The sequence below is a fragment of the Opitutales bacterium genome, from assembly GCA_013215165.1.
Taxonomy (GTDB): domain Bacteria; phylum Verrucomicrobiota; class Verrucomicrobiia; order Opitutales; family JABSRG01; genus JABSRG01.
In genome coordinates, this window is the sequence record JABSRG010000070.1 from 1 (window position 1) to 16,904 (window position 16,904).

Below are 16,904 nucleotides of genomic sequence, written 5' to 3' on the forward strand. Positions count from 1 at the left end.
GGCACCGACGGGTAACAGGGATAGCGAGTAATAGCTCCTCTCTTTTACGGTGATCGTTGTATATCCAGTGCAAAGAATTCCCCGTCCCCTCAATTAGGCCCAATCAATAACTCCCCTCTACATAGAAAGGGAAATTTTCTTGGATGTCGCTTAATCCGGTTCGGACAACCGCCTGGGTCAGACTGCGATACATGGGAGAGTTTTGATACGGATCGGCTTCATCTGGATACGCTGGATTAAAGCGTTCAGTATAGCGTTTGAGCCGTGCCTTCATATCTGCAACCACGTCCGTGTTCTCAGGCCAATCAATGAGATTCATGTGCTCATCGGGATCGGTATAAAAGTCGTAGATTTGGTCTGGATCCCAAAAATGCGGATGGGTCAACTGGCAGCGAGATACACTTTTACCGCCATGAACATTAATCGCCGGGCTCATACCGGTTTTCATGGCCTTCAAATCGTCTTCACCATAGCGCACGGTCAGATATTTCCATTTTGGTGTGCGGATGCCACGCTGGCTACCAAATTCAAAGTAAAGCTCATTGTGCACCTGCTCCTGCGAGCCTTCCAATGCGGAACGAATACTGGTCCCGTCCATGAGATAATCATCGGGAGGCGTGATGCCGACGAGATCCAACAATGTGGGGGCGAAATCGATATTTTGCACCAAGACATGAGAACGGTGTCCGGCATTATGCTGTGACGGTAATTTCCAGAGCTGAGGGACGTGGGTGCCATTACTATGGCAAGACCATTTCCCTTCTACCCCATGGTCGGCCGAGTAAATAATGATGGTATTATCATAGATGCCCATCTCTTTGAGCTTTTCGACCAGCGCACCGAAGGCATCATCGATCCAGAGCATTCCGACAGTGCGGTGAGAGACGGGTAATCCTTCTGCCTCTAGACGGTCGATGATACTTTGGCGACTTGGCTGCACTTCTGGGGCTTCGTCAAGCATGCCGGCGTAAGTCGCCTTCGGATCAAGGTCGAGGATACTTCGACCGTGATCCGGACCGTGGATGACGTTGGTCGCCATGGTCAAGTAGAAGGGCTGTTCGTCGCCTTCAAATTTATCGAGAATATTAAGAGCGCCAGAGGTGAGCCATTCTTGATTATGATTCCATGCCTTGCGCTGTTTGGTGCAGTCGATGTTGCCCCAGGTAAGCGACTCGGCCTCGTCCCATCCAATGCGGTGCATTTCGTCGACGAAGAGCCGCTGGTTTTTTTCATAACAGCATCCACTTCTGGACGGTGCGGATCGCCATCACCTGGCCATGGCTCACAACCCAACTGACCCAGGCCACGACCAAAATGCACTTTGCCGACAAAGCCAGTTTTGTAGCCGTTTTCTTTTAAAATCGTGGGTAGGCACGGATCACCCGGTTTAATTTTGGCATTAAATCCCACCTGGACTATAGCGTCGCTCGGATCGGACTCTTTTCCCCCAGGGGTAATGCCGCGATGCGCATATTTGCCCGTCTGGTAGGTGTAGCGACTCGGTGTACAAACGGGGGTAGCCACGTGTGCGTCGGTGAAACGCACACCATCCGCGGCGATCGCATCAAGGTTCGGTGTCAGCATCGCAGCACCATAACAGCCCAGATACTGGGTCGCGGTGTCGTCAGAAATTAAAAACAAGATGTTGGGTTTAGCTGGGTCTTTAGATGCCATACAAAAATTTACCAGTTTTTACAGAAATTCGTCTATAGACGATCTATACAATTTTGTGTCTTATCTCGATATTTATGCTCCAAACACTCACACCTTTTCCGATTCGCATACATCGAGCAGCCGTGCATGCAATCGATCGATCTTGGGGCGATTTCACGATGATCTACAGCTTTTGGAGAATATATGGTGTCGATCGGTTAGGAGCGTCTATTAGCCTGCCGACGGGGGTCGTGCCTCTCGAACCTGAAAATTTGTATATAATCCCGGCTCAGCTTGCATTTCACCCCGCCTCTATGGAGTCGATTTCCCTCACTTCCGTCCACTTTGACGTGGGTAACATAGCAGACGTGAGCGGGTCGTCGGTACTGCAGCGTATACACATTCTCAATGTCTCTCAGTTCCCAAAAGAGACGGTGAGCCAGATCACCACTTGCTGTGAAGCGGGGACCCGATCCATACAAGCCATGCAACGCCTCGGTGGACACATGCACCTTATCATGGCTGAGTGGTTTGAGTCTTTGAATGAATCTGAGAAGACAGCGGCGCTTCAACTCAGGGAACGCTCTTCACGCATCGGGCCTGCCATCGAGCTCATCCAAAACAACTACGCTCGTTGTATCTCCCTGGATGATATCGGAGCAACGCTGCATCTTTCGCCAGATCATACGGCACGGCTGTTCCGTGAAGCACTGGGCATAACACCGCATCGCTACCTAGAACACACGCGCCTGCGAACGGCCATCACCCTTCTGCTCGATAGCGATGCTTCTATCGATACTATCGCTGAGCAGACTGGATTTGGAAATAGGCACTACTTTTCTAGAGTATTCAAAAAACACTATGGCCATGGTCCGGCCAAATACAGACGGCGGAATCGCGCGTTGATTTGATTCGCCAAATTGCCTGCTTGTTTTCAGATAGCCTTTTCCTCAATAGCCACATTCATGTATCGATCCGCTCCCTTCATTCTCCTTACATCTAGCTGTCTAGGCTTTGTCTTTGTGGGCTGTTCGAAACCGGATGTTTACGATTCGATCCGGGAAGAACAGAAGCAGGGTAGCATGAGTGCCCGTGAGGCACACTACGCAGCGATGGAGCCTTACCGTGCCTGGATCGAAGAGAATTTCCCAGCGAGCGGCTACACTTCGAATGCATACATCCATCCTATGATTGATGCAGCGACAGCTCCTGAGTGGACCGAGCGAAAATCTCTCCGCGTCGCAATTAACGGAAGGACCAATGAGCGCCATGCCCCGTGGTTGATGGCTGAAAGTAGAGGCCATTTCGATAGCGTCGGGATCGACTTTGAATGGCATGTTTTGAAACGTGGAGAGGACCCCTACGATTTGTTACGCCAGGGTAAAGTGGACGTCCTCATCGAGCGTTTTGGGAGTCGACTGATCGAAGAGGTAGCTGCCTACGACGAGAGCCCATTTCTCGGGATCAGTAGTTTATACCAGAAAACACCCTACGCCATTTATTCCCTGGATACCGGTATTGAGCAATCCGAGCGTTCAAGTGCCACGTTTCAGCCAGCCGCATTTCTGGGCAGAATCATCGAGCTACCGAATCCTCAACGCTACCTACTCGGTATCATCGAGGACCGCTATGATGTGCCCAGAATCAAGATGAAGGCCATCGGGACCAACATGGATCCCAATCGTCTCCTCAATGGGATGTCGAGCTTTGCCTGTGTGGAGACAGGCACCTTCGCCCGCGTAATGAACCAACGTGAGGTGCGTAATTGGATCATTGGTAATATAGAAGACATCCTCACCCCCCAATTGACTTGGGTCAGTGTCGTCTATCATCCAGAGGCTAGTGGAGACCAAAGTTGGCAGCAGCGCTACAATTGGGCGCTCATGCGGGGTACCTTCAATATCTTACAGTCGCCGCAACTTGCCGCACCGGAAATCCGCAAAACTTCCGCTCAAAAATCAAAACCAGAACACATTACCCAGGCTTGGTTTGCGCGCATGCGCTTGGTCACAGGAACTCGGCGCACCCCTTTGCTCAGCCTAGATCCCACATCCATCAACTGGGAAGCTGCTGCCCTACTTCGCCATGGCTATTTGGGCGATTTGACCGATCTGGCTGAGAAAGAAATCCAAGCCACTTTCAAAACTGAGACGCCGTAGACAGACTCACGCTCTTTTTCATCTTTCATATTGGTCCATTCATCGTTTCTATCTGCGGCCTTCTTATGAAAGACATGTCTCCAATCGAAGAGCTGCGACACTCCGCAGCGCACGTCCTGGCGTCAGCTGTTTTGCGTCTCTATCCTGATGCGAAACTCGATATCGGCCCCCCTACCGCCACCGGGTTTTACTACGATATCGATTTGGACACCCAATTGACCCAGGAAGACTTGGAGAAGATCGAGATCGAAATGAAGGCCATCGCCAAAGAAAACCAACGTTTCGAACGCAAGGAGGTCAGCCGTGAAGAGGCTACGGAAATCATTAAAAACATGGGCCAGGAGCGCTACAAGCTGGGGCGTTTGGCTGACATTCCCGAGGGCGACACTATTTCATTTTATCAAAATGGTGAGTTCATAGATCTCTGCGCGGGCAGTCACGTCGGCTACACCAAAAAGATCAAAGCTTTCAAACTCCTCAGCATTGCCGGCGCTTATCACCGTGGCGACGAAAAGAACAAGCAATTACAGCGCATTTACGGTACCGCCTTTCTGACCAAAGACGAGTTGGCGGCATACCTATCGCAACTTGAGGAAGCCAAACAGCGCGACCACCGGAAACTTGGCAAAGAAATGAAGCTATTCCACATCGACGAGGGTGTAGGTCAGGGCCTCATTCTCTGGAAGCCGAATGGGGCTATCATCCGTAATGAACTTCAAAAATTCATCACTGAACACCTCACGCGGCAAGGCTACAGCCAGGTGTTCACACCCAACATCGGTAAACTCGATCTGTTTAAAACAAGTGGGCACTTCCCCTACTACCAAGACTCCCAATACCCGCCAGTGCTGGATCGAGCATTTTTGAATGATCAGGTCCAAGACGAGTCGAGCTGTGGCGAGTTGGTCAATAAAATGGAAGAAGGCGACATTGATGGCTACTTGCTCAAGCCGATGAACTGTCCTTTCCACATCAAGATCTACGATTCCGAGCCACGATCTTATCGCGATCTGCCTGTCCGCTTGGCGGAATTTGGCACCGTCTATCGCTGGGAACAGTCTGGTGAACTCAATGGCATGACCCGCTTACGGGGTTTTACACAAGATGACGCACATATCTTCTGCACCGAGGAACAGCTGGAGCAGGAAATCATTGGCTGCCTCGAACTGGTTAAGATCGTTTTCAATGCACTTGCCATGGGCGACTACCGCGTTCGCGTGGGCCTCCGCGATCCTGATTCATCGAAGTACACAGGCGATGCAGACAATTGGGACAAAGCGGAAAACGCCTGCCGCAAAGCTGCTGCGACTTTAGGTGTTCCGTTCTCTGAGGAGCCTGGAGAAGCAGCTTTTTATGGCCCAAAAATCGACTTTGTGGTTAAAGATGTAATCGGGCGGGAGTGGCAGCTCGGCACTGTTCAAGTCGACTACAGCCTACCCGAGCGTTTCGAACTCGATTATGTCGGCTCAGATAACAAAAACCATCGCCCTGTTCTGATCCACCGTGCCCCATTTGGTTCGATTGAGCGCTTCACGGGCGTGCTCATTGAGCACTTCGCGGGTAACTTCCCCATCTGGCTCGCTCCAGAACAAGTCCGCGTACTTCAAATCAGTGAGAAAACAGCCGAATACGCAGATGACGTAGCCTTCAAGCTGAAGACTACAGGCATACGCACGTCTGTAGATGCCCACAGCGAAAAATTCGGTGCTAAAATCCGTCGGGCAGAGCTGGAGAAAGTGCCGGTCATGTTTGTCGTCGGCGCAAAGGAAGCTGAGGCTGGGCAAGTCACTATCCGCTCACGTACGAACAAAAGTATCGAAGGCACATACTCACTTGATGAAGCCATTGAGAAAGTCGAGGCGCTTATCCATAGCCGTGCTCTTCCTGGGTCCTGATCAGCGACAACAGCTGCCACGCTTGAAGCTTTTTTCCTGTCGCAGCCACTGACTCCAGATGGCTGCGATTATAAAGGTTAGGAAAAACTAAATAAATTCTTAATATGAAATTCAATTTTCACTGAGCTCAGACCGACTCTCCATTGCGTCATGGAGAAAAAGAAATTTGCCCTCGGCCTTAGCTTACGCGTTACACTTGGAGCCCTGAGCCCCATAGTTGTTGTGGTGATCCTCGGCATCATCACCTATTCTGGAATAAACTCACTGCGCGAAAGCACGCGGTGGGTAGAGCATACACACAATGTGATCGCCAAAGCTAACGCGATGCTCACTTCGGCAATCGATATGGAAACCGGTCTGCGCGGCTTCATGGTAACTGGAAAAGAAGAATTCCTCGAGCCATACACCTGGGGCGACCAGCACTTCCACGCTCTCAATGTTGAGCTTCAGAACACTGTAGATGATAATCCTCCGCAGGTAGAATTACTCCGCGAGATAGAAGCCACCATAGATGAGTGGATGGCAGAGGTGACTGAACCGTTCATTGCTATGCGTCGTACGGTCGGTAGTGAAATGACGATGGATGAAATCGCTGCAATCGTAGGTGAAGCGCGCGGTAAAATGTATTTTGATCGATTCCGCGGCCAGGTCGCGGAGTTTATCGAGCGCGAGGAGGTTCTTAATGATCGCTCGCCAAGAGCAAACTGCTGATGAGCGAACATTCATAGCGCAATCCGCTTTACTTGGGACTTTGGCAACAATTGCGCTCAGTATTGTCGTGTCTCTTTTTGTAAGCCGGTCCATCACTCGACCTATCAAGCGAATGCTCGAGTCAATGAATGATGTTGCTGAGCAAGTTCACGCCGCAACCGATCAAGTATCTACCGCGAGCCAAGAACTCTCACAACAGTCTTCCGAGCAAGCCGCCTCAGTAGAAGAAACATCCGCATCTTTGGAAGAGATAGCTTCGATGACTAAGCACAACGCCGAGAGTTCAAATAAGGCCGATAAGCTCATGGGTGAAACCAATAAGACTGTGAGCACTGCAAACCACTCTATGGGCGAACTCACCCGCTCAATGGATGATATTTCCAAGGCAAGTGAAGAAACCTCAAATATCGTAAAGACGATCGATGAGATAGCATTTCAAACGAACATCCTTGCTCTCAATGCCGCTGTCGAGGCAGCCAGAGCGGGTGAAGCTGGAGCAGGATTCGCAGTCGTCGCCGAAGAGGTGCGCAACCTCGCGATGCGCGCAGCTGATGCAGCCCGCAATACCGCCGACTTGATTGAGGGCACCGTGCGCAAAGTGAGTGAAGGCAGTGAACTCGTCAGTAAGACAAACGAGTCCTTCATAAAGGCAGCCGAAAGCAGCCAAGATGTAGCGCGCTTGCTAGGAGAAATATCCGCAGCATCGGGTGAGCAGTCTAGCGGCATTTCTCAGGTAAACACTGCGATTAACGATATCGATCGAGTAACACAGTCCACCGCAGCTAGCGCAGAAGAAACGGCGTCGGCATCCGAGCAAATGTCGGCTCATGCCCGCGATCTCATGAAGACCGTGCGTGAAATGGACTCTTTGATTAACGGGAAATAGTCTGCACAAAGTTTTTAGCACGACTCGTCGGCTCTACTGAACCGCTGGCCCAGAAACGCTATCAAAACAAACACTGCGATAAGGATCGCAGGGATGAAAGCCACATGCCCGAGCGTATCGAGCCCTGCTTGAGCCTTTACGGCCAGTGGCTCCTCTGCGTCCAAAGCGGTCAACACGACTTCCGCGCCGAGCCCACTGGCGATCGCTTCATCGTAGAGCTTACCTACGATCGGAAGCACGAAGCTCACGGATAGCATACCTGCACCGCCCATAATGGCTAAACCCAGGGAAACCCAGGGCCCCTGTTTCTGGAAAGGTCTCACTCACGTAGCCCAGCATGGTGGGCCAAAAGAAACACACGCCGACGGCAAAGACTGTCGCTGAGGTAAACCCCAGAAAGCCGTGCCATTCACCCAACCTACCTCCGCGTTGCCAAGACCGAACTCGGCAGTCCAGGTATTCATGGCTCCTCCACGAATGGCAAAGCTCATAGCCGTGACAATCAGGGCAATACACGAAGCGATAAAAAGACGGGATCGATGCAAGTCAGACATGACTTCCCGAGCTAGAAACCTAAATCAGATGACACAACCCGGGAACTATGGAAATACATACCAGAAACATGTATTTCCTACCCACGCCGCAATGTAGGCATGGACGGGATCGCATCAATCAGCTTGCGGGTGTAGGGATCCTGGGGATCGGCGTATACTGCCGCCGCCGGACCCGTCTCAACGAGATTCCCTCGATTCATCACCAAAACCTCGTCGCTGATATGCTCAACGATCGCCAAATCATGTGCAATAAACAGGTAGGTCAGCTCCATCTGTTCCTGAAAATCCTGAAGCAGATTTACGATCTGTGCCTGAACACTTACATCCAAGGCACTGACAGATTCATCACAAATGACGAACTCGGGCTCGAGAATGAGAGAACGTGCGATATTGATGCGCTGGCGCTGGCCACCACTGAATTGATGAGGATAACGATCCGTGACGTTGCCCGGCAATCCAACCCGCTCTAAAAAGGCACTTACCCGCAGCAAACGCTCCTTACGATTCAACTCCGGGAAATGAATCTGCAAAGGCTCTCCCACAATATCGCCAACCGTCATCCGAGGATCTAGAGAATTGTAGGGATCTTGAAAGATCATCTGCACGCGCTTCCGATATGGAAAAAAGTCCGACTCACTGAGCTCACTCAAGTCTTGCCCATCGTAAACCACCGAACCTCCCGTCAAAGGAACGAGCCTGGTGATTGCGCGCCCCACCGTGCTTTTGCCACTCCCACTCTCGCCAACTAGCCCGACGGTTTTACCCTTCTCGATCTTAAAAGACACACCATCCACAGCTTTCACCACATGTTTCTGTCGGCCCAAGAATCCGGATTGGCTGAGGTAGTGGACTTTGAGGTCTGTGACTTCGAGCAGTGCAGACATAACTCAAAGTTCATGAGCAAAGCTATAAAAGTAAAACACAACTATCCTATAATTTTGACCACGGATTAAGCAGATATTCACAGATCTTTATGGAAGAGAGAGAATTACGAAAAAGAGAATCGTCCACAAATTCCTGTGGGATAAAGCGTATGGATACTTCGCCAATTTAAAGAGTAATCATGTAACTTTCATCCTTCTAGAGGACAATCATAAACACCTAATAACAAGATACCTATCTGTATAAATCTGCTTAATCTGTGGTCCAGGAAAATTAGAATTCCTATGGGATGCCTGTGAAAGTAAAACCGAAAGGCACAGAGTAAAAAACATTAGCGTGAATTCGCGTCCATTAGCGGATAGATCCAACTCATTTCTTCCGCAGAGTCCCATAAGGCTCACGCCGCCAACGGAGTGGGCAATGCTGCGCCAGGTTTCGCCATCACATGCAGATAGACCTGCGTTGTGCTGACGTCCTTGTGTCCCAATAAGTCCTGCATTGTTCGGATATCGGTTCCTTGCTCCAAGAGATGCGTCGCAAAACAGTGCTGCAATAGCCAACACCTAGGCTGCGCCTAGGCGTCGGCTACTCTATGCGTTCTGCAAAAGTGAAAGAAGGCTTGCGAAGAGAATCTGAGTCTATATGTTAAAATTGTGTTAGTTGAAGATGTAAAAAAAGAACTTAGACAGATGGAAGTAGCTGTTCTTCAGGAGCTTACATCTTACATTCTTCAGCTTATGCGCCAGCAGGATCCCGGGCGAAAGAAGAAAGTCGCTGAGACTTTGGATTCACCTAAGACGAAATGGGTGTCTCTGGATGATATGGATAAGCGTTTGGCGGGAGAGTGAAGTACTCAGTTTACATTGAAGAGGATGCTTTTGGGCGGTTTCGCCGGATTGAGTGCGCTGAACTGTCTGGCAAATCCAAACGACGAGTCTTGAAACCTACTTTAACTCGCGGCTGCCAAATCAAATCTGTTTAACAGCTCGGCTTTAGCACCTTCAGCAAGAAACGAGTATTCAATCGCGTTCCTCAAAAGAGCTATCAGCTGATGCTTACCCAACGAGAACGCGTCTTCGATCGCCACCAATTCCGCCATCAGGTTGCAGTCGAACATAGGGGGATCGTCTGAGTTAACACAGACCTGAACTCCTGCTTCTAAAAGCTGAGGTAAGGAGTGCTGCTCCATCTCGGGAAATACGTGGAGCTTGATATTTGATATGGGGCAAACAGTGAGAAGTATTTCCTTTGTCGCCAGCTCCTTCAAAAGCTTGGGGTCGTCGATAGATTGAACACCGTGATCGATGCGTTCCACTCCGCAGCCGAGTGCATCCCAAACGCTCTCGGCTCCTCCATCTTCGCCCGCATGAGCAGTCAGCCGAAATCCCTCTGAAACGGCTAGATCAAACGCTCGCCTCAAACGATGTGCAGGATAACCGTTTTCCTGACAATCCAAGCCGATCCCGACTGCCGATATCCTATCATGATCCCTGGCAGCCAATTTGACGTGTTGAAGGGCTACGTCTTCAGGAAGGGTTCGATCTAAATCCACGATAATCGCAGTCTGCACCCCATGTCGTTCTGCGTTCAGTCGGACACCTTCTTCGACCCCTTCTACAAGCGCTTCCCAGGCCACCCCTCTTCTTGAAACGAGACCGTAGGTAAGAAAGAGTTCGTGGTAGATGATGTTCTGCTTGGCCGCTTCAGCACCCTGCCGCTCAATCGCTTCTGCATAATCTTCAGCTGTATGGAGTGTCGCCGTCGTCGTTCGAAGGATATGTATAAACTGATCCAAACTGGTAAATTGATAGAATCGCTCAGCACCTTGCTCATTCTCAAAAGGCAAAGGAACACAATTCCTTTTTCCAAATTTCAGCACCAAATCAGGATACATGGCGCCCCCTTCAACGTGGTTGTGCAATTCAACCTTCGGGAGTTTCAGAAGGAAATCATAGAGGTCTTTTTCCATCATCGAAGCCAAGCAAAAATCATACTACAAAATGAAGGTTGAATCGCTGTCCTACCTTCACAGATACCAATCATCCTTCTTACTCATAAGGTATGGAGCCACTTGTCGGATTCGTTCCGAGCTCCCATGGAGCGACAAGACCGGGCCCAGAGTAAAGCGATGGGAACCGGACCACCATGGGTGAGAAGCAGACAAGCGGGAAGATGCATGGAGCCACTTGTCGGATTCGAACCGACGACCTACGCGTTACGAATGCGTTGCTCTACCAACTGAGCTAAAGTGGCGAGTTAGAGTTATACGAACAAGTATGCGCTTCTTTTTTGCAACCAATTTCAGACTCAAGAAATACCAAAATAGCGTGTGAGTGGGTATCTAAACTAGTTTGGACTACGATTCATTTCCGAGCCACACGGTCGACTATTGCCGCATGAGAACAATGAGCCGAGAAACCGTCGAAATTGAGCGCGCGCCGCGATCGGTGGAGCCCGTTTCGCGCGTTCTCGGAGCATTTTGGGGCATGTGGATCGGCGACGCACTTGCAATGCCAGCTCACCAATACATGGAGCCCACATTGATCGAGCGTGACTACACGATTCTGAACACCTATCGCCTACCCAAGACACCTCACCCCGGCTCCCGGGTATCCCGAAACAATTACACTTCATCGTCAGACAACCACGATATCGTAGGCAAGCAAAAGGAATTCTGGGGCAAAGGCGGTACTCATCCCCATCAAAGCCTTCAACGCGGCCAAAATACGCTGACACTTCAACTTGCGACCGTCCTGTTCGAATCTCTAGTCGAAAATGGTGGCTTCGATTTTGATGACTACCAGCAGCGCTATATCAACTTCATGTTGAAGCCAGAGGAACACGGCGATACGTGGGTCGAGGAGTGTCATAGAAATTTTTTTGAGCTCTATGCAGAGGGCCGACCGCCCGAGTCCTGTGGTGATGAAGATCATAATATGTCTGGCTTAGTCATCGCCTTACCCATCTTGATATACTGCGCTCACCAACCCAAAATGGCGCTTCAACATGCCCGGTCCGCAGTGGAGTTGACGCACAAAGGGAAGGCTATGTCCTCGATGGTAGGAATCCTGGCCGAAACCATGAGCTGGATCTTCAAAGGAGAGAACATTGAGGAGATCATCTACCGGAAGATCGGGCAACAAGCACACCCTTCGTTCCAGTTCCCATTCAAACAATGGATGACGGAAAATGAAATCGAGATGATCGGCCATAAGCTTTTCAATCGCTCGATTATCACAGAAAGCCTACCCACCCTGACCTACATGGCCCTCAAATATGAATACGATCCCGCGCGAGCACTGATGATTAATGCTCATCTGGGAGGCGACAGCTGTCACCGCGGTGCCGTTCTCGGTGCCATTCTCGGGGCCCGAGCCGGCATCGAAATTTTTCCACCTGAGTGGGTTTTCGAACTCTCTTCCTTCAAGCGTCTAGATCTCATCAGTGACACGCTTATCAAGCGTGCCTAACAGCGATTGAACCGCTTGACTGACTTCGCTGAGTGCGATGTTCTTTTGAATGAGCGATAAGCATACTCTCTCATTCGCAATCATTGGCACAGGCGCCATCGGAGGTTACTACGGGGGGCTGTTAGCGCGGACGGGCTATCCCACTCATTTTCTGGCGCGGAGCGACGCCCAGTATATGCAGCAGCATGGCCTTACAGTAAGATCGCCCAAGGGAGATTTCCACCTCACGAACATAGCAGTCTACCAGAATTCAAGCGACCTACCAGATTGTGATGTTGTCTGCGTCTGTCTTAAAACAACTCATAATGACATTCTGCAAAGGTTACTTCCACAAATAACGACCCCAGAGACAGCAATTGTCCTTATTCAGAATGGCTTAGGGGAAGAGGAAAAAATTGCCAAGATACTGCCAGAAAACCCGATTCTGGGGTGCATGGCATTCATATGCAGTACTAAGTCAAAACCGGGCATCATCGAACATCTAGACTACGGTCATGTTATCCTGGCACCCTACTCGGCCTGCTCCGCAAATTCCGCTTTGGAGGCAATCAAAGCAGCATTTCAAGATGCGGGCATCTCCACCACAATCGAGCCGGACCTCATGCTCGCTCGATGGAAGAAACTCATGTGGAATATTCCCTACAATGGCCTCTCCGTCCTTCTCAACGCCACCACTGACCGCATTATGGCCGATCCAGATAGTCGGTCTCTTATTATCGAGCTCATGCGCGAGGTTCAGAGCGGAGCCAAGGCATGCGGTTGCCCAATTGAAGACAGCTTTTTGGAAAAAATGCTGAGCAATACTCAGAAAATGACTCCCTACAAAACAAGTATGATGCTCGACTACGCATCTGGCAGTCCAATGGAATTGGAAAGCATGTTTGCTGCTCCTCTTCGCTATGCCCAAGCCAAGGGTACATCCCTTCCTCGAATAGAGACCCTATACAAAGCACTCATGTTCAAAGACAAGGGAAGCTAACACAAGACGGTGAGTGAATGCTCGACCCATTCCAAGCTCAGTCAAAAGCCTGTTAAACCGATACCGAAGCCACTACGTGTGCAACTCATATCCAAATTTATGAGTTTTCGAGATCAACCCAACATGATTTGGGCCGACATTATCTCAACATATGAACCAATCAAACTGCTTGATTCGTATCACCTGGTTCATACTCCTCCTCCTTAGCTCGGCTCTTCAGGCTGAGCTCACGCGGGCCGAATGGGCCGCTACCCAACAGATAGACCGTCTGGTCAACGAAGGGATCCATCGAGCGGAGAAACTCCCTCTTCCGCTGACCGATGACTACACTTTCGCGCGCCGTGTTTACCTCGATGCCATCGGCCGCATCCCATCGCTTGCCGAACTCCAGCAGTTCATCGCGGACGATGATCCGCTCAAACGCTTTCGCCTGGTAGATACACTCCTTGAACACCCTGGATATGTATCCCATCAGTTTAACTTCTGGGCAGACCTCTTGCGCATTCAATCACGCACGCGACAGGATGGCGTCGGCGAAGCATACGCTGCATGGGTGAAAGATGCCGTACGAAGCAACATGCCCTACGACGCCTTCGTAAGAGCACTCATAACAGCGGAAGGCTACGCTTGGGAGAACGGTGCTATAGGCTACACAATGCGCGATGCGAATATGCCCTTAGACAACTTGTCGAACACGGTTCAAGTTTTCCTCGGCACCCAAATCGTATGCGCCCAGTGTCATGACCACCCCTACGATGCATGGACCCAAAGTGAATATTACGAAATGGCAGCGTTCACCTACGGGCTGCATACCCGCGTCGATCGCAGGAAGATGCCCGCATTTGTAGATCTACAGAAACAGATCAGTAGCAGCCAATTAGAGCGCTCGGAAAAGCAGATGATTCGACGTTCAGCTGCCCAACTCTTCAGACCTTTAGTCGATGGCGTGGCTCATACAAGACGAGAGCTAAAGATGCCCCACGACTATAAATATTCAGACGCTGAACCTGGTGAAGTCGTTGAACCCTACGTCATTTTTGGTAAGACCCATATTGAACCCACCATCGACAACCGGCTTGAAGTCTTTGGGCGTTGGTTATCCAACCCAGGAAACCCGCGATTCGCGCGAGTGATGGCCAATCGTATTTGGAGAGAGCTAATGGGTGTCGGCTTATTTGAACCCGTCGATGACTATTCTCAAGATATCGCAGTCTCGAACCCCGAGCTGCTAGAATTCTTGGAAAAGACCTTTGTCGAGTCCGGTTTCGATATACGCTCCCTCCAGCGGATTATCTTGAATTCTCAGGCTTACCAGAGGGAATCGGTTGGCTACACGCCTGAGCACTACGCACATTACGTCTTCGAAGGGCAACAACTGGAACGTATGTCAGCTGAACAAATCTGGGACTCTATAATGACGCTGATCGTCGAAGACCCCGAGCGAGTTCAACGTTCGTTCGATCCCGATGTGACCTTCGCCATGCAAAAAGGACTGCTTGAGCTGAGCCCTTACCTCGGTGCACACTTGAGTTTAGAATATACCGAGCTAACGCAAAAACTGTATAAAGAAATCCAGGAAATTCAAAAAGCTCGCGACATGGCGCGAGCCGCTGGTGATGACGAGGGGTATAGGAATGCTCAAGCATCGATCCGGCCATTGATCAGAGAGAGACGTAATCTCGGGGATAAGCTCATTGCAAAATACACCGGCATTTCCGGTGGCATTCAAAACGGATCTATGTCTGTGGGCATGGTAAACCCCAGGGACTCTGATAACGAATATATCAAAGAGATGGACAACCAGGCGCGGGAGCGCAGTCGAGAAATAGCTCGCGCAGAACGACGCATGCGCTCCCTCCGCTATGCACGAGCCTCCGAGCTTTTTAGCCCAGCACCGAGCGACCACCTATTACGCGCCATGGGGCAGTCTGACCGCGAAATGATCGATAATTTCTCTCTGGAACCCTCGGTGCCTCAAATCCTTGGATTTCTTAACGGCTCCTGGCACGAGAGAATCTGGACCAGAAGCTCTCCGCTTTCCCAAGCGCTCGACAAGCAGTATGAGCCCAAAGCGCAGATCGACACGATATTCTTGTCGCTGCTTTCCCGCCCACCTAAGGAACGAGAACAGAGAATACTCGAGCCCAGTTTCTATGAGACTCCCGCCAGCGCTGCGATCGAACTCGTCTGGCCAATCATTAATACCCGCCAATTCATCTTCATTCAATAAGTCATGAAACAGTCCCCTCTCAATACCTTAGATGAATTGAATCGACGGCGTTTCATGGCTCGTTTCGCCAGAAGCATGTTCGGCGTCGGGCTCCTCCCATTTGCCAATCAAAACGCCTTCGGCATCGACTTACCGACCGGTTCGAAATCCGCACAAGCCAAGAATGTGATCTACCTTTTCATGGCCGGAGGTATGTCTCAGATCGACACTTTCGACCCCAAGCCCGGAGCAGCTACCCAAGGCCCCGTCGAGACTCTCCGTTCAAATGTCGATGATATCAGCGTGAGCCAATACCTTCCGCTGATGGCTCTCAACATGGACAAAGTCGCGGTTGTGCGCTCATTGACGTCCACTCAAGGTGCTCACGAGCAGGGACGTTATTTCATGCGCACCAGCTACTCACCCCGTGGGACCATCACTCACCCAGGACTGGGCAGCTGGATTATAGCACTCGACGGTAAACACAATGGCACCTTGCCCGGCGCGGTAAACATCGGAGGCGTGAACTCTGGAGCTGGATTCTTAGATCCGTCGTTCAGTCCCCTCCCCATCGGAGATCCAGAAAAAGGCCTTCAAAACGCGAGCCCGCTAGCGGGTAGCTCCGTAGTCGACATCAACGACGGACTCGAACTCTCAGAGTTTCTCGACACTAATTTCCATAAGACCTACAGCAAAGTACCGCGTGTGCAGAGCTATGACACGCTCTACCGCGAAGCCATCAACCTTATGATGAGTCGCGATCTTGAGGCATTCAATATCGCGAGAGAAGACGCGCGCCTGCGTGAGCGTTATGGGCGCGACAAGTTTGGCCAAGGCGTGTTGCTTGCGCGCAGACTCATTGAGCATGGCGTCCGCTTCGTGGAAGTTACCCTAGGCGGCTGGGATACCCACGATAGCAATTTCGATCGAGTCGAAGACCGAGCCACCGTGCTCGATCAAGCACTGAGTGCGCTTCTGGAGGATCTGGAGGAAAGAGACCTTTTGGACGAAACTTTAGTCGTCGTCGCCACAGAGTTTGGTCGCACGCCCACCATCAATACCAACGATGGCCGAGACCATTACCCCAAAGCGTTCACCAGCCTCATTGCCGGGGGAGGAATCAAGGGTGGAACCCTTTACGGAGCCACAGATCCCACCGGTAGTGAAGTGATAGAAAACGAAATCACCATCCCAGACTTCAACGCCACCCTAGCCCATGGCCTCGGCCTTCCACTTCAAAAAGAAGTCTACTCCAATACCGGCCGCCCCTTTACCGTCGCGCATAAAGGTAGGCCTATAAGGGAGCTCTTTGAAAGTTGACCTCGGGATGTAGCCATGGGGGCCTAATGAAACAACGGGGACCTGTCCCAAACTGCCATTGTTGTAGTCGCCCTTCTCCGTCAGGGCGCAGGCGGTTGCTTCGATCCACAGGGCCTAATTGAGGGGACGGGGAGTTCTTTGCACTGGATATACAACGATCACCGTAAAAGAGAGGAGCTATTACTC

The 16,904-nt window shown here is 50.8% G+C and carries 16 protein-coding genes and 1 tRNA gene; 10 read left to right on the plus strand and 7 right to left on the minus strand.

Annotated features, from left to right (window positions below; genetic code table 11):
- Positions 1-103: 103 nt before the first annotated feature.
- Positions 104-1,201, minus strand: coding sequence for a sulfatase-like hydrolase/transferase (locus HRU10_13240; protein NRA28195.1), 1,098 nt, complete (start codon positions 1,199-1,201; stop codon positions 104-106).
- Positions 1,202-1,748: 547 nt separating this feature from the next.
- Between HRU10_13240 and HRU10_13245 the strand changes: the two genes are divergently transcribed.
- From HRU10_13245 to HRU10_13265, 5 genes are all read left to right on the plus strand, one after another.
- Positions 1,749-2,564: a helix-turn-helix transcriptional regulator gene (locus HRU10_13245; GenBank protein NRA28196.1), complete on the plus strand. Its 816-nt coding sequence runs from the start codon at positions 1,749-1,751 to the stop codon at positions 2,562-2,564.
- A 54-nt stretch (positions 2,565-2,618) separates the two neighbouring features.
- Positions 2,619-3,812 carry a hypothetical protein gene (locus tag HRU10_13250; protein ID NRA28197.1) on the plus strand — a complete coding sequence of 398 codons (1,194 nt, stop codon included), beginning with the start codon at positions 2,619-2,621 and terminating at the stop codon, positions 3,810-3,812.
- 65 nt (positions 3,813-3,877) lie between these two features.
- Positions 3,878-5,707 carry a threonine--tRNA ligase gene (locus HRU10_13255; protein NRA28198.1) on the plus strand — a complete coding sequence of 610 codons (1,830 nt, stop codon included), beginning with the start codon at positions 3,878-3,880 and terminating at the stop codon, positions 5,705-5,707.
- A 150-nt stretch (positions 5,708-5,857) separates the two neighbouring features.
- Positions 5,858-6,418 carry a CHASE3 domain-containing protein gene (locus tag HRU10_13260; protein ID NRA28199.1) on the plus strand — a complete coding sequence of 187 codons (561 nt, stop codon included), beginning with the start codon at positions 5,858-5,860 and terminating at the stop codon, positions 6,416-6,418.
- The gene (locus HRU10_13265; GenBank protein NRA28200.1) at positions 6,390-7,304 is read left to right on the plus strand and encodes a hypothetical protein; all 915 of its coding nucleotides are present in this window, start codon (positions 6,390-6,392) and stop codon (positions 7,302-7,304) included. The genes HRU10_13260 and HRU10_13265 overlap by 29 nt, the downstream gene beginning before the upstream one ends.
- A gap of 14 nt (positions 7,305-7,318) precedes the next feature.
- On the opposite strand, the gene HRU10_13270 is transcribed toward HRU10_13265, so the two are convergent.
- The 4 genes from HRU10_13270 to HRU10_13285 form a co-directional block, all read right to left on the minus strand.
- Positions 7,319-7,627: a hypothetical protein gene (locus HRU10_13270; protein NRA28201.1), complete on the minus strand. Its 309-nt coding sequence runs from the start codon at positions 7,625-7,627 to the stop codon at positions 7,319-7,321.
- A complete protein-coding gene (locus HRU10_13275; protein NRA28202.1) occupies positions 7,628-7,858 on the minus strand; it encodes a hypothetical protein in 231 nt (76 codons plus the stop codon). It abuts the gene before it with no gap.
- A gap of 77 nt (positions 7,859-7,935) precedes the next feature.
- On the minus strand, positions 7,936-8,742 hold the full coding sequence (locus tag HRU10_13280; GenBank protein NRA28203.1) for an ABC transporter ATP-binding protein: 807 nt from the start codon (positions 8,740-8,742) through the stop codon (positions 7,936-7,938).
- 395 nt (positions 8,743-9,137) lie between these two features.
- Positions 9,138-9,293, minus strand: a complete 156-nt coding sequence (locus HRU10_13285; protein NRA28204.1) for a tyrosine-type recombinase/integrase — start codon at positions 9,291-9,293, stop codon at positions 9,138-9,140.
- Between the two features lie 100 nt (positions 9,294-9,393).
- On the opposite strand from HRU10_13285, the gene HRU10_13290 reads away from it, so the two are divergent.
- Positions 9,394-9,588: a hypothetical protein gene (locus HRU10_13290; protein ID NRA28205.1), complete on the plus strand. Its 195-nt coding sequence runs from the start codon at positions 9,394-9,396 to the stop codon at positions 9,586-9,588.
- Positions 9,589-9,689: 101 nt separating this feature from the next.
- Here the strand turns inward: HRU10_13290 and add are convergent, their stop codons facing one another.
- The gene (gene add, locus HRU10_13295; GenBank protein ID NRA28206.1) at positions 9,690-10,712 is read right to left on the minus strand and encodes an adenosine deaminase; all 1,023 of its coding nucleotides are present in this window, start codon (positions 10,710-10,712) and stop codon (positions 9,690-9,692) included.
- A 205-nt stretch (positions 10,713-10,917) separates the two neighbouring features.
- A tRNA-Thr gene (locus HRU10_13300) sits at positions 10,918-10,993 on the minus strand.
- Between the two features lie 152 nt (positions 10,994-11,145).
- Between HRU10_13300 and HRU10_13305 the strand changes: the two genes are divergently transcribed.
- The 4 genes from HRU10_13305 to HRU10_13320 all read left to right on the plus strand — a co-directional run bounded on the left by HRU10_13305 (position 11,146) and on the right by HRU10_13320 (position 16,718).
- The gene (locus HRU10_13305) at positions 11,146-12,210 is read left to right on the plus strand and encodes an ADP-ribosylglycohydrolase family protein (GenBank protein NRA28207.1); all 1,065 of its coding nucleotides are present in this window, start codon (positions 11,146-11,148) and stop codon (positions 12,208-12,210) included.
- A gap of 49 nt (positions 12,211-12,259) precedes the next feature.
- Complete coding sequence (locus HRU10_13310) at positions 12,260-13,189, plus strand: putative 2-dehydropantoate 2-reductase (protein ID NRA28208.1); 930 nt, start codon at positions 12,260-12,262, stop codon at positions 13,187-13,189.
- 151 nt (positions 13,190-13,340) lie between these two features.
- Positions 13,341-15,419: a DUF1549 domain-containing protein gene (locus tag HRU10_13315; GenBank protein NRA28209.1), complete on the plus strand. Its 2,079-nt coding sequence runs from the start codon at positions 13,341-13,343 to the stop codon at positions 15,417-15,419.
- Between the two features lie 3 nt (positions 15,420-15,422).
- Positions 15,423-16,718: a DUF1501 domain-containing protein gene (locus HRU10_13320; protein NRA28210.1), complete on the plus strand. Its 1,296-nt coding sequence runs from the start codon at positions 15,423-15,425 to the stop codon at positions 16,716-16,718.
- Positions 16,719-16,904: the final 186 nt, after the last annotated feature.